Annotated in this window: 11 protein-coding genes and 2 tRNA genes; 8 read left to right on the top strand and 5 right to left on the bottom strand. The window is 37.8% G+C overall.

What is annotated here, in order from left to right:
• The first annotated feature begins 8 nt into the window (after positions 1–8).
• The 6 genes from ACSVH9_RS13695 to ACSVH9_RS13670 all read left to right on the top strand — a co-directional run bounded on the left by ACSVH9_RS13695 (position 9) and on the right by ACSVH9_RS13670 (position 7,941).
• Entirely contained in the window at positions 9–1,199 is a 1,191-nt protein-coding gene (locus ACSVH9_RS13695; RefSeq protein ID WP_438064197.1) for a glycosyltransferase family 2 protein, read from the top strand.
• 50 nt (positions 1,200–1,249) lie between these two features.
• A complete protein-coding gene (locus ACSVH9_RS13690; protein WP_438064196.1) occupies positions 1,250–1,816 on the top strand; it encodes a gluconate 2-dehydrogenase subunit 3 family protein in 567 nt (188 codons plus the stop codon).
• Between the two features lie 7 nt (positions 1,817–1,823).
• Positions 1,824–3,509 (top strand): GMC oxidoreductase, encoded by a 1,686-nt coding sequence (locus tag ACSVH9_RS13685; RefSeq protein WP_438064195.1) that lies wholly within the window; start codon positions 1,824–1,826, stop codon positions 3,507–3,509.
• Positions 3,506–4,552, top strand: coding sequence for a hypothetical protein (locus tag ACSVH9_RS13680; protein ID WP_438064194.1), 1,047 nt, complete (start codon positions 3,506–3,508; stop codon positions 4,550–4,552). Before ACSVH9_RS13685 ends, ACSVH9_RS13680 begins: the two co-directional genes overlap by 4 nt.
• A gap of 8 nt (positions 4,553–4,560) precedes the next feature.
• Positions 4,561–5,607, top strand: coding sequence for a YncE family protein (locus ACSVH9_RS13675; RefSeq protein WP_438064193.1), 1,047 nt, complete (start codon positions 4,561–4,563; stop codon positions 5,605–5,607).
• Positions 5,608–5,847: 240 nt separating this feature from the next.
• On the top strand, positions 5,848–7,941 hold the full coding sequence (locus tag ACSVH9_RS13670) for an LruC domain-containing protein (RefSeq protein ID WP_438064192.1): 2,094 nt from the start codon (positions 5,848–5,850) through the stop codon (positions 7,939–7,941).
• A 425-nt stretch (positions 7,942–8,366) separates the two neighbouring features.
• Here the strand turns inward: ACSVH9_RS13670 and ACSVH9_RS13665 are convergent.
• The 3 genes from ACSVH9_RS13665 to ACSVH9_RS13655 form a co-directional block, all read right to left on the bottom strand.
• A tRNA-Ala gene (locus ACSVH9_RS13665) sits at positions 8,367–8,436 on the bottom strand.
• 87 nt (positions 8,437–8,523) lie between these two features.
• Positions 8,524–8,601 (bottom strand) — tRNA-Val (locus ACSVH9_RS13660).
• Between the two features lie 85 nt (positions 8,602–8,686).
• Entirely contained in the window at positions 8,687–9,931 is a 1,245-nt protein-coding gene (locus ACSVH9_RS13655; protein WP_438064191.1) for a bifunctional folylpolyglutamate synthase/dihydrofolate synthase, read from the bottom strand.
• A gap of 128 nt (positions 9,932–10,059) precedes the next feature.
• On the opposite strand from ACSVH9_RS13655, the gene ACSVH9_RS13650 reads away from it, so the two are divergent.
• Both ACSVH9_RS13650 and ACSVH9_RS13645 read left to right on the top strand, forming a co-directional pair.
• Complete coding sequence (locus ACSVH9_RS13650) at positions 10,060–10,755, top strand: MotA/TolQ/ExbB proton channel family protein (RefSeq protein WP_298297686.1); 696 nt, start codon at positions 10,060–10,062, stop codon at positions 10,753–10,755.
• Between the two features lie 2 nt (positions 10,756–10,757).
• Positions 10,758–11,153 (top strand): ExbD/TolR family protein, encoded by a 396-nt coding sequence (locus tag ACSVH9_RS13645; protein ID WP_298297689.1) that lies wholly within the window; start codon positions 10,758–10,760, stop codon positions 11,151–11,153.
• A 457-nt stretch (positions 11,154–11,610) separates the two neighbouring features.
• Here ACSVH9_RS13645 and ACSVH9_RS13640 read toward each other — a convergent pair whose 3' ends face one another.
• The gene (locus ACSVH9_RS13640; protein ID WP_438064190.1) at positions 11,611–12,504 is read right to left on the bottom strand and encodes an energy transducer TonB; all 894 of its coding nucleotides are present in this window, start codon (positions 12,502–12,504) and stop codon (positions 11,611–11,613) included.
• A gap of 289 nt (positions 12,505–12,793) precedes the next feature.
• Positions 12,794–14,020, bottom strand: a complete 1,227-nt coding sequence (locus ACSVH9_RS13635) for a Glu/Leu/Phe/Val dehydrogenase dimerization domain-containing protein (RefSeq protein ID WP_438064189.1) — start codon at positions 14,018–14,020, stop codon at positions 12,794–12,796.
• Positions 14,021–14,053: the final 33 nt, after the last annotated feature.

Below are 14,053 nucleotides of genomic sequence, written 5' to 3'. Positions count from 1 at the left end.
AAATAAAAATGATAACACTAAAAATACTATTCTGGATTTTGCTATCGGTGATAGTCTATACCTATGTGGGGTACGGTATTTTGTTGTATGGAATTATAAAAATCAGAAGGTTTTTTAAGATGGGTGAAAAGCTAGAAATTGACCCTTCCTATGAACCCGAAGTGACCTTGTTTATTGCGGCTTACAATGAAAAGGATTATGTAGCTGCTAAAATGAAAAACACCTTAGAACTCGACTATCCTAAAGAAAAAATCAATATCGTTTGGGTTACCGATGGTTCCGATGATGGCACACCCGATGTGTTAAAAGGATATCCCAACACCACGGTTTATCATTTAGACGAGCGCAATGGTAAGATTGGAGCAATGAATCGAGGGATGGATTTTGTGAAAACTCCCATTGTTATTTTTAGTGATGCCAATACGAATCTTGGCAAAGAATCCATTAGACGAATTGTAAACTTGTTTAGTAATCCAAAGGTGGGTTGCGTTTCTGGAGAAAAACGAATTGTGGATAAGGAAAGCGATGTCGCCTCTGGTGCAGGCGAGGGCATTTATTGGAAATATGAATCGGCATTGAAAAAATGGGATGCCGAATTGTACTCAGTGGTAGGAGCAGCGGGCGAACTTTTTGCCATTCGAACAGCCTTATACCGCCACGTTGAAAAAGACACTTTATTGGATGATTTTATCATATCACTAAGAGTCGCTCAAGAAGGCTATACCATTCAATATGACCCTGAAGCCTATGCTATCGAAACTGCTTCGGCTAATGTTAAAGAAGAATTTAAACGCAAAGTCAGAATCTCTGCGGGAGGCATTCAATCTATTGTTCGCCTTCGTTCTTTGCTGAATGTTTTCAAATACGGAACGCTTTCCTTTCAATACATTTCGCATCGCGTTTTACGTTGGAGTTTAACCCCTTTATGTCTCATCCTCCTTATTCCTGTTTTGTCAATTTTAGCCATAAACGAAGGGATTTTCTCTTTTGGTTTGTATTCTACCCTGTTTTGGTTGCAGTTGCTTTTTTATGCCCTTGCCTTGTTGGGTTGGTTTTTAGAAAATAGAGAAACCAGAATCAAGATTTTGTTTGTGCCGTATTACTTTTTTATAATGAATGTATGCGTCGTTTTGGGCTTTTTTAGGTATATGAAAAAATCACAATCGGTAAACTGGGAAAGAGCACAACGAGCGAGTTAGCACCGAATGCAATTTGTAAGCCATTAGATTTCAATTTAAAAAATAAAATTATGAATAGAAGAAAAGCTATCGGCGGAATTTTAGCCCTCACTGGAATTGGGATTGCTACCTATACTGGATTTCATTTTTTTTATGCGAAATCCAATAGAGGGCAACTCCCTAATTACAAGAATCTAATTGCAGCCTTAGTCGATGTGATTATTCCTGCTACCAATACTCCAGGCGCCAAGGAAGCTAATGTTCAAGATTTTATAATTAGCTATATGGAATCGTGTTCCTCGAAAAAAGAGTATACTAATTTCTTTAACGGATTAAATGACCTCCAAGAAACGTGTTTGGATACCTACGGTTTCGGTTTTGAAAAATGCACACCGCAACAACAAATAGCAATCGTAAAAGATTTAGATAGCACTTACGAGGCTTCGGGTTTGTTTTCTAAAATCAGAAATAAAATATCGGGTCGTCCTTTTTATACCATTTTAAAAGCATTAACTGTAGAAGGATATTGCACTTCCGAATTGGGAGCGACAAAGCATTTAGTGTACGAACCTATTCCTGCTAGATACAAAGCAATCACCACCATACAACCCAATCAAAAAGCTTGGGCAACAAAATAGCTATAGTATGAAAAACCAAACAGAAACAAACACCTTTGATGCTATTGTTGTAGGGTCAGGAATCAGTGGCGGATGGGCAGCAAAAGAACTCACAGAGGGCGGCTTAAAAACCTTGGTGTTAGAAAGAGGCGGACAAGTTGAACACGTAACGGGCTACACAACCGCTTTTCTGAATCCTTGGGATTTTAAAAATGGAAAACATCTAACAAATGAAGAACTCGAGGAGCGACCTGTGCAAAGCAGTCATTGTAACGCCGCCGACAAGCATTTTTATGTCAATGACAAAGAGCATCCCTATATTCAGGTGAATCCATTTAAGTGGATTAGAGGCTATCAAGTTGGTGGTCGTTCCCTCACTTGGGGGCGACAAAGCTATCGTTTATCAGATTTAGATTTCGAAGCCAATAAAAAAGACGGTTATGGAGTCGATTGGCCCATACGCTATGCAGATTTGGCTCAATGGTACGATTATGTTGAAGATTATGTAGGTATTAGTGGAAGTTCAGAGTCCATAGCTCATTTGCCAGATGGCGTTTTTTTGCCACCAATACCGATGAATGCCATAGAACAGCATCTAAAAGAAAAAGTAAAAGAACATTATTCCGATAGAGTGATTATAAATGGTAGAGTAGCAAATTTAACGCAACCAAAAAAAGGAAGAGGCCCTTGTATGTATCGCAATTTATGTAGCCGAGGTTGTCCTTTTGCAGGCTATTTTAGCAGTAACTCGGCAACATTGATTGATGCACAAAACACAGGTAATTTGACTTTGAGAGCTAATTCTATTGTGAAAGAAGTGCTCTATGATGCCAATACTAAAAGAGCCATCGGGATAAAAATCATTGATGCGCTGTCAAAACAAGAACATACATTTTATGCCAAAATAATTTTCTTAAACGCCTCTGCAATTGCTACTGCTGCTATCTTATTGAATTCTGTTTCACCTTCGTTTCCAAATGGATTGGGAAATTCAAGTCAACAAGTCGGACACAATTTGATGGACCATATCGTCAATGAAGGCACCTACGGAACTTTTGATGGATTATTGGATAAATATTACGAAGGAAGGTCGCCTGGAACCATTTATATTCCAAGATTTCAAAACATAAATAAACAAACACAAATCCCTGATTTTGTCAGAGGATATGGAATTCAAGGAAAAGGTGAGCGAGAAAATTGGGAATCAAAACCCACACAAGGTTTTGGCGCTTCATTGAAAGCACAATTACAAACTCCTGGTAAATGGACGATTTCTCTTGGTGGTCGAGGAGAAGTTTTGCCGAATTATGAAAACAAAATTACGTTAGATACCCAAAATCTGGACCAATGGGGATTGCCGTTGGTTAAGGTCGATTTTAATTATGGTGCGAACGAATTAGCAATGATGGAGCATATGACCAAATCGAGTGAGGAAATTTTAACCAAAGCAGGTTTTAAAAACGTAGGAAGTTATAGAACAAGTCCGCCTCCAGGCTCAGCTGTACACGAAATGGGAACCGCAAGAATGGGGAACGACCCCAAGACTTCGGTTTTGAACAAGTACAATCAAATGCACGATGTGAAAAATGTATTCATTACAGATGGCAGTTGTATGACGTCATCGGCTTGCCAAAACCCCTCTTTAACTTATATGGCACTTACCGTACGAGCTTGTAGATATGCAATGGAGCAACTTAAATCCAATAAGTTATGAGTTTTTTCAAAAAAATAGTACTCCTGTTGGGCTTGATTTGTCTGGTATTTGGAATGGTATATATCATCAAACAGCCCAAATATTCCATAAAAACGGAAGGGAAATTATATGTTGTCAATAAAGCAAGCCGAAGCATTACTGTTTTTGATTTACAAAAAGGGGAGGAAATAAAGGAGTTGCCCATTGCAATAGAACCACACGAAGCAACAGCACTAACCAACCCGAACAGAATAGTAGTCACAAATTATGGCACTATTGACGCAAAGGGGAAGAGCATTACAGTCATTGATGCAGAGAAGAACACTATAACAAAAACAATTGATTTGGGGAATAAGAATACTAGTCCTCACGGTATTATTACTTTGCAAAACCCTAACAAAGTTGCTGTTGTGTCTGATGATGGCAATCATTTATCAGTAGTCAATATTGAATCAGGAAAAGTAGAAAAACAGATTGCCACCCAACAAAAAGTCAGTCATTTATTGGTTAAACATCCCTTTAAGCCCATTGTTTATGTGACCAATATCAATTCTGGTTCAGTGAGTGTTGTTGCTATTGAAAGCAATAAAGTTGTTCAAATTATCCCTTGTGGAAAAAGTGCAGAAGGTATTACTATTACAAAAGATGGTTCAGAAATATGGGTTTCAAATAACAAAGAGAATTACGTATCGGTTATCAATACTTTAACGTATAAAGAAACGACCCGATTGGCAACAGGAAAAGAGCCATTAAGAGTAAAGTTTTCAATTGACGGAAAATATGGTTTGGTTGCTAACGCTAGTGAGGGGACAATTTCAGTTTTTGATACCAAATCAAAAAAACTTTTTAAAACCATAGTTATTCCTGGTAATAAAAATGTCTTTGAAAAAATCATCTACCGCACGCCTCGACCTGTTGGAATACTAATGCATCCCAACGGACTATATGCCTTTGTGTCCAATTATACTGCGGGTAGAGTTGAGGTTATTGATATGCAAAATTTTACAATTAGTAGCAGTATCAAAGTTGGAAATATGCCAGACGGCTTAGCAATTATAATGTAGTTTTTGTTATGATAAGTAAGAAAGTAAAATATTGGATTTTATCGTTTGCAATTGTATTTATTTGCTTTCAAGCGGTACGTCTTATTGCTAGATTACCATCGTATACCATACAAACCACAGGGAAATTATACATTGTGAGTAAGGTCGGGGAGAGTGTTCACGTATTTGATTTATTTACGGGAAAAGAAATAAAGGAAATTCCAATTGACATCTTATCTCACGAAGCAGTTGTAACTTCGGATGAGAAAAGAGTGGTGCTTACAAATTACGGGGCTAGTGATGGCAACATTATTAAAATCATCGACACCAAAAAAAACGAAGTAGAAAAAACGATAGACTTAGATGACAATATAAAAGTTAATGGAATTGTAGCTTTTCCAGAACGCAATAAAGTTGGGGTGATTGATTATGTTACTAATACATTATTAGCAATTAATATTGATACCGATAGTATTGAAAGAAAAATACAAACCCAACAAAAAAAGAGTCATCTTGTAGTGTTGCACCCAAGTAAAGCCATTGCTTATGTTACGAACATAGGTTCAAGTTCAGTGAGCGTTATCGATTTGATTTTGAATAAAGTGATTAAGGTTATTCCTTGTGGGTTAGGAAGGAAAGGCATTGATATCACCCCAGATGGCTCTGAATTATGGGTTACCAATAATAAAGAGAATACTATTTCAGTAATAAATACCTCGACTTATAAAGTTACCCATACATTGAAAACAGGGGATGACCCATTAAAACTTAAATTCTCTACAGACGGGAAGTATTGTTTAGTAGCCAATGCGATAGAAGGTACTGTATATGTGTATAATCAAAAATTTAAAAAGAAGATAAAGACCATTGTATTTCACGGGAAAACAACATTAGTAGAGATACTATTATATCATACACCGCGTCCCGTGAATATTGTAATGCATCCTAACGGACTGTATGCTTTCGTATCTAACTCCAATGCTAATAAAATTGAAGTGATTGATATGAAAACTTTTGAAATTGTAAGCACTATAGGAACAGGAAGAGTTCCAGATGCTATTGCATTTGTAAATTAATTTATCCTCTGAATTCCTATTCAGTGGTGTGTTTTTTAGAATAAGTAGTTCCAAAAAATGGAAAGTATTTCTAATTTATGGATAAGAATGAATTTTTATATATGGGGTAAAGCGCCTAAATACCAGCGTTTTAGATGGATATTTTTTTTGGTGTCGTTTTTGGATACTCAAAAACATCAAAATAAAGCACATTGTAAATTGAGATAAAACTTAACCTAAAAACATTCTAATTTAAAGGATATGAATAATTTAAAAACTTTCATTAAAAATGCACAGCAAAATAGCAATTCAGTATGGATAGTGTTATTTGTTACTATGATTTTGTTAAACTCTTGTAGTAAAGACCCTGAAGATTTTACTACTGACCCTCCTCCAGTTTCTGGTGAAGTTACCATTGATAATCTAAAGGCTTCTTCAACTTTTACTTGGAAAAACACTCAAGATGCCAAAGTAACCCTTCGAACAAAGGATAATCAAGGAAATGCCGTTCCTGGTGTAAAAGTGAGCGTTTGGACTAATTTTGAAGATGAAAATGGAAAAGAGATTATCAACGGTATAACCAATGAGCAAGGAGAATTTATAGTCGATTACACTTTCGAAGCCGATATGAAAGAAGTTGTTTTGAAAACAGACTTTATTGGTTTTGTTCCAGAAACTAAAGTGCCATTAGAAAATGGAGCAGTTAATTTTACTTTTGGAGGTTCAAGAAATACCCAAAAAAGCCAAAAAACTAGCAGCAAACCCTTTTCTTCTAAACAAGCATCAGCATCTTCTAGCAAAACGAGTGCTGGTATAAAAATTAACTATATCGGGACTTATAACAACAACGGAGTGCCTAATTATTTAATGAGTAAACCAGATGTAATCAGTAAAGATTTTCTTATTGATGTCAACAATGCTTTGCCAGAAAATATGCCTGTTCCTACCTATCATCCAGAATATCTTTTAGGGAGTAGTCAGCACAATTTAGTGATTTTAGATAAAGCCGAAGTATGGATTACTTTTGTTTCTGAGGGAGCTGGATATAAAAATGCCTTGGCATACTATACTTATGACAGAGATTTTCCACCTAAAACTCCAGCTGATGTTAAAGAATGTAAGGTGATTTTTCCTAATGCCTCATTTGCAGGTTCAGGAGGAGGATTGTATTCTGGGGACAAGGTTTCTTTAGGTGTTTTCGAAAAAAATACGGTAATTGGTTGGATGTTGTTGCGTAATGGTTGGAGCGACAGTGCAAGACAAGCAACAGAAGGGTTGGGTTTATTGTATTCTAACTTAGAGTTAAACCCAGAAGCAGATATCAAATACCGTCAACATACGGTTATGTTGTATGATGAAAAAAGAAGTTTGTTCTTGCTAGGATTTGAAGACTTAATTCGACCAGGCGGAGACAATGATTTTAATGATGCTGTTTTCTATGCTACTGCAAATCCAATTAAAAATGTTGAAATATTTGATGTTCAAAAAATAAACCCTGACCGAATTGATACTGATAAAGATGGTATTATCGATAGTTCGGATGATTATCCAAATGACCCGAAACTAGCATTTAATAACTATTACCCAAGTAGTAATACTAACGGAACCCTTGCTTTTGAAGATTTATGGCCAGCAAAAGGAGATTATGATTTTAATGATTTAGTGGTTGATTACAACTTTAATAGAATCACAAATGCACAAAATAAAGTAGTTAGCTTAAAAGGAAAATTTACAGTAAAAGCTATTGGGGCAAGTTATCAAAATGGGTTTGGTTTTTCAATCCCTGGAGTAAGTCCTTCTCAAATCGCATCTGTAAAAGGTACGAAATACACCGAAGGATACATAAAAACAGATGGAAACGGAACAGAAGCTGGTCAAAAAAATGCGACCATAATTGTTTTTGACAATGCTTGGAAACACGGTGCGGGGAATACTAACCCTGGCCAACCATATGTAGCCTCAGAGCCTATTGAAGTCACTATAGATTTAGTCAACCCAATTGATGTTAGTGCCTTCGGAATGGCGCCTTTCAATCCATTTATTATTGTAAATAAAGAAAGAGGGAAAGAAGTTCATTTGCCAAATTATGCGCCAACAGATTTGGCTGACAAATCCTATTTCGGAACTTCTTTTGACAACACTCAGTCGTCTATAGGGAAATATTACAAAACCAAAGACAATTTACCTTGGGCTATAGATTTCCCTAGTAGTTTTGATTATCCAATTGAAAAAGCAAGAATCGATGCCAGTCACTTGAAATTTATAAATTGGGTTTTAAGCAATGGTGTAGAATACAAAAATTGGTATAAAAACGAAGCTGGACATAGAAACAGTTCCAATATTTTTAACAAATGATAAAGATTTGATGCAACACTTCATTGTATTGAAGTAAACAAAGAACTCCTTAAATTGCTTAAGGAGTTTTTTGTATACTATAGTTTCTTCCGATGCCATCGGAATGGTTTGAATCAGCTGAGTTAATATTTGTTTAAGTTCAAATCTCTTTGATGAGCTAGATTTTGGTAAATTATAAAAACAAAAAAAACTCCTTAATTGCTTAAGGAGTTTCTTGGTGGGCGATAGCTTGTTCCGATGCTTCGGAAAGGGGTTCGAACCCCCGACCACTTCCGATGCCATCGGAATGCTCTGAACCAGCTGACTTAATCTTTGTTTAAGTTCAAATCTCTTTGATGAACTAGATTTTGATAAATTATAAAAATAAAAAAAAACTCCTTAATTGCTTAAGGAGTTTCTTGGTGGGCGATAGCTTGTTCCGATGCTTCGGAAAGGGGTTCGAACCCCCGACCACTTCCGATGCCATCGGAATGCTCTGAACCAGCTGAGCTAATCTTTGTTTAAGTTCAAATCTCTTTGATGAGCTAGATTTTGGTAAATTATAAAAACAAAAAAAACTCCTTAATTGCTTAAGGAGTTTCTTGGTGGGCGATGAGGGGTTCGAACCCCCGACCCCCTCGGTGTAAACGAGGTGCTCTGAACCAGCTGAGCTAATCGCCCTATTTTACTAGGTTGCTATCATTTCGTGATTGCGAGTGCAAATATACAACCCTTTTTGGGATGTGCAAGCAAAAATGAAAAAAAATTATAAAATTTCTGCAACTACAAAAGTACTTCCGCCAACGTAGATAAAGTCAGTAGGGGCAGCATTTCTCAATGCTTTTTCGTAGGCTTCTGAAACAGAAGAATATACTTCTCCGTTCAGACCAAAAACCTGTGCTTCGGTTTGAAGTGTGGTTGCTTCTAAGCCACGTGGAATATTGGGCTTGCAGAAATAATAAATCGCATTTTTGGGAAACAAAGGCAATACTTCTTTCAAATCTTTGTCATTAACTACTCCCAAAACGAGATGCAATTGGTCAAATTTCTCTTTTTGAATTTGACGCATCACGATTTCAAGTCCATTTTTGTTGTGAGCCGTGTCGGCAATTACTTTGGGATGCTCTTTCAACTGTTGCCAACGGCCTTGGAGTCCTGTGTTTTTTATTACGTTGGCCATTCCCGTTTGGAGTTGTTTTGGCGAAACCACTATTGTTTTGTTTTCGTTCAAAACGGCTATGGTCTGCATAACGGTTTTCTTGTTGTGCACTTGGTAATCGCCTAATAAATCTGAGGGATAAGTACTCGAAATCAAATCCGAGGCCAAATGTATTTCTGCAAAACAACTTTTGGCTTTGCTAATAAAAACAGGCAAGGTTTCTGGAGTGTATTCGCCAATCACTACCGGAATGCTTGGTTTTATGATGCCGGCTTTTTCACCAGCAATTGCCGCTAGTGTATTTCCTAGAAATTGAGTGTGGTCCAATCCTATGTTGGTTATGATTGAAACTAAAGGCGTAATAATATTGGTAGCATCCAATCGGCCACCCATTCCAACTTCTATGATAGCGATGTCGACTTGTTCTTTTACAAAATAATCAAAAGCCAAACCTACTGTCATTTCGAAGAAACTCATATCCTGTGCTTCAAAAAACGAACGGTGTTGGTTCACAAAATCACAAACAAAGGCCTCTGGAATTTCTTTCCAAGCTTGTTCAGGATTGGCATTCGAGATAATTTTGATGCGCTCTCTAAAATCGGTGAGGTGAGGCGAGGTGTACAAACCTACTTTTAGCCCTGCTTCTTTGAGAACAGAGGCTAGGAGGTGCGAGGTAGAGCCTTTACCATTGGTGCCTGCCACGTGTATGCATCGTAATTTTTGCTCGGGATGTCCTAAGTATTCGGCTAACAAATGTACGTTGGTCAAATCTTTTTTATAAGCCGATGCGCCTTGCAATTGATACATTGGCAACTGATTGTATAGCCAGTGAAGGGTTTCTTGATAATTCATTTTTTGAGCAAAAAAGAGGGGTTTAAAATAATTTTCATTTTTTTTAGTTTAATACTAGAACGAAAAGTATCTTTAGTGCAAAATTGAAATATTTTTTAGAATTAATTCGTAAAAATCAAGAATAAAATATGTTTACTTTACTCTCTCTACAAGCCGACTCACTTACTGCTGCGACTTCTACTGCTGTTATTGAAAATGTTGCTCCAAATACTGAAATTTCGGTATTGGAATTTATTTTGAAAGGTGGGTTTTTCTTAATTCCGATTGCCATTTTGTTACTCTATACGTTTTATGTAATTGCCGAACGGTATTTGTACATAGACAAAGCCTCAAAAATAGACGATCGTTTGTTGCGGGATGTGGGAGAGCAATTGCAATCCGGAAATATAGAATTGGCTAGAGCCATCGTAGAACGTTCTACTAATGCTTCAAGCACAATTATAAAAGAAGGAATTTTGGTAATTGGTCGTCCAATCGCGGAGATTGAATCGAATATGGATCGCGCTGCTGATATCGAAATTGGCCAAATGGAAAAGCATTTAGGCCATTTAGGATTAATTGCAGGTATTGCTCCAACCTTAGGATTTATCGGAACCATTTCGGGGGTAATCAAGATTTTTTATAGCATTTCGGTTACAGAAAACATCAGTATCGGAAACATCTCTGGTGGATTGTACGAGAAAATGATAAGTAGTGGTGCTGGATTAATTGTTGGAATTATCGCCTACAGCGCCTACCATTTGCTGAACGGAAAGATTGATAATTTTGCGCTAAAAGTGCAAAAACAGATTTTAGAATTCGTTAATATTATTCAAAGAGCATAGTTATGGCGATAAAAAGAAAAAGAAGATTTCACGCCGAAGTAGCGACCTCTTCGCTCAGCGATATTATGTTTTTCTTATTGTTGTTTTTCCTAATCATCTCCACATTGGCCAATCCAAATGTGATTAAAATGACCTTGCCCAAAGCCAAGTCCAACGAAAAAACGAATAAGCAATACATTAGCCTTTCGGTTACCGAAGACAAAAAGTTCTATCTCGATAAACAACCCGTTGCTTTCGAAGACCTAGAAACCACTTTGATGGGAAAAATTAGCGGAGAAAAAGACCAAACGGTAATCGTCAGAATTCCATTCAACTTACAAGTACAAGACTTGGTTGACGTCCTTCAAATAGGCGTCAAAAACAATCTAAAGTTTGTCATAGCCACCAGTCCAAAATAAGTATAATTTGGGCGTGACCCCATAAAAGCAAAGGGGCGAATAGCATACGTGTTATTCGCCCCTTTACTTTTCTGCGGTCGGGCTATCCGCGCTACTTCGGTAGCTAGCTTCTATCCCTCACGCACAATGTCATTAAGCTAAAAAAAACGACTTTTGGTTTTGTCATTCCGACAGAGGAGGAATCGCATAGGTTGCTCACATTATGTGATTCTTCGTTCCTCAGAATGACACAAAAAACGCTTAATTTAATTACATTGCCCTCATTTATTTTAACTAGTCGATTAGTTGCATGCATTTTTTTTATAACAGAAAATTAAAAGAACTGCCTTCAGTTATTTTTTTTCTGTTGTTTGGATTTCCTGCAAGGTTTTTTTTAACCTTGTAGGTATATTATTGATTAAGAAATACCTACAAGGTCTGGAAAAAGACCTTGTAGGAACGAGTACTGCTCAACGGCTTAATTCAAATTGAAATTATAAACAATCTTGCCGACTTGTTTTTCAGGAGCATTGCTGCTAGCGTCCCATTTGGTGTTCATCGCTGCAATTTTGGCTTGGTCCAAAAGACATTTGGCGGTGTTGGTGGTTCCTTTGCTTCCGGCAATGGCTCTTATGGTGTTGCCGTTACGGTCTACGGCTACTTCTACGACGACTTTGCCTACTTCATTGCAAGTGTATTTTGGGACAGGTTTTGAAATGGCTCTACGGTTGCCTAGAGAATAGCCTGCGCCTCCACCAGAGCCGCCGCCGCTTCCTGCGCCATAACCACTTCCGGTGCCAATGCCATTTCCAGTTCCGTTGCCGCCGCCTGTTCCTCCGCCAGAACCTCCAGAGCCATAATAATCTTTGGCGCTCAAACTTCCGTTGGCTTTTCCTTTGTTGCCCGCTGCTTTATCGTCGCCATCGCCTCCTTTGTTGGAACCTTTTAGAATACTCGATAAGGCATCGTTGGTAGCATTGGAAACTTTTGGTTTTTCGACAACGGGTTTTGTCGTTTCTTTTGGGGTAGGTGTAGTATTTTTTACTTTCTCCTTTTTAGGAATGACTACGCTTTCTTCTGTAGCCGTTTCTTGTGATAAGATGGCCTCGTCTGGAGTTGCCGATGTGGGGGTAACTTTGGTTTGGTTTTTTACGTCCAAAACCTCGCTTTGGTAATCGGCACCCTGTCCCATTTCGCTATCGCCAAAGTTGACCGTAAGGCCACCGCCACCACCGCCAGCAAGTGCTGTAAAAGAATCGGGGTTGTAGGGAGGCCAAAAACGGATAAAAAATAAAATCAATAGCAGTATTCCGTAGATTATTAGGGAAAAGGCGATGGCTTTTTTCTTATCTGAGGTAACTGGAGAATGCATTATGGTTTTGAATTTTAAGTATGGGTTAAAAACGCTGAAAAGTACTAAAAATTGTCAAGAAATGCGTCGGGTTGTATTGAAAATGATAGCAAAAATTGACCTTGTTGCTCTCTAGCCCCGATGGCAGTGGCATCCTTTGCCTTTTTCCTTTAAAAAGGCAAAGATATAACGGACAGCGGGACGATGCTGCCTAGAAAGCCCTTTGTTGCTGCTCCTAAAAATTAAAAATGAATGTATAAAAAAAGGTGCGGTTGATGAGCCGCACCTTTGGGAAATTTGTATGTTGATTTTATACCAATTGTTTCAAAGCGATTTCGAAAGCCGTCGCGCTAATGTTGTTTTTTGCAGCGCTTAAAGCGTGTGCTTTTACGATAGCATTTTTGATGGTTTCGGACGTGTCTTGAAAGATGGCTTCGTCGGTCATTTGTACTTTTTTCTCCATAAAATAAGCAAAAACTCTTGCCATTCCACAGTTGGAAATAAAGTCTGGAATCAAGCTTACTTTGTGGTCAACGTCTTCCATAATTGGGCCAAAGAAGATTTCTTTGTCGGCAAAAGGTACGTTCGCGCCACAAGAAATAACTTCCAATCCGTTGGCAATTAAACTGTCGATTTGGGATTGGGTTACCAAACGTGAGGCAGCACAAGGAGTGAATATTTCTGCGCCAATAGTCCATATTTTTTGGTTGATTGCTTCAAATGGAATCATATTTTCGGAAACCAATTTGTTACCGTCTTTGTTCAAAAATAAGGTTCTGATTTCTTCGAATGAGAAACCATTTTCGTTGATTAATCCTCCGTCTCTATCAATGATTCCAACGATTTTAGCGCCCATTTCAGCTAAATAAAAAGCTGCAGCCGAACCTACGTTTCCAAAACCTTGAACAATCGCTTTTTTACCTTTGATATCGCCACCGTAAATGCTGTAATAGTGTCCAACAGCTTGAGCCACGCCATAACCGGTAATCATATCGGCAACGGTGTATTTTTTGGTTACATCTGGAGAGAATTTAGGGTTTTCGATTACTTTGATTACACCTTGGCGTAATTGTCCGATGCGATTGATTTTGTCTGCTTCGGTAGGTTTGAAATGTCCGTTAAAAACTCCTTCTTGTGGATGCCAAACGCCACATTCTTCGGTCATTGGGATAACTTCGTGGATTTCGTCAACATTCAAATCGCCACCGGTTCCATAATAACTTTTTAATAAAGGAGAAACTGCTTTGTACCAACGTTGTAAAACGCCTTTTTTTCTTGGGTCGTTAGGGTCAAAGTTGATACCCGATTTGGCACCACCAATCGCAGGTCCAGAAACAGAGAATTTTACTTCCATCGTTTTGGCTAGAGACAAAACTTCGTTCATATCCAATCCTTTTCTCATTCTTGTGCCGCCACCAGCAGCACCTCCACGTAAGGAATTGATTACGGTCCATCCTTCGGCCTCGGTTTCAGAATCTTTCCAATTGAAGATGATTTCAGGCTGTTTATTTTCGAATTTCTTTAATAAATCTTTCATTAAAAATGGGTGTTATTTTGTTAAGCAAATTTA

Origin of the sequence: Flavobacterium sp. RSSB_23, from assembly GCF_051547145.1 — a bacterium.
In the GTDB taxonomy this organism is placed as follows: Bacteria; Bacteroidota; Bacteroidia; order Flavobacteriales; family Flavobacteriaceae; genus Flavobacterium.
Note: the sequence above shows the minus strand (reverse complement) of the source record. Positions and strands in the feature narration are given on the sequence as shown.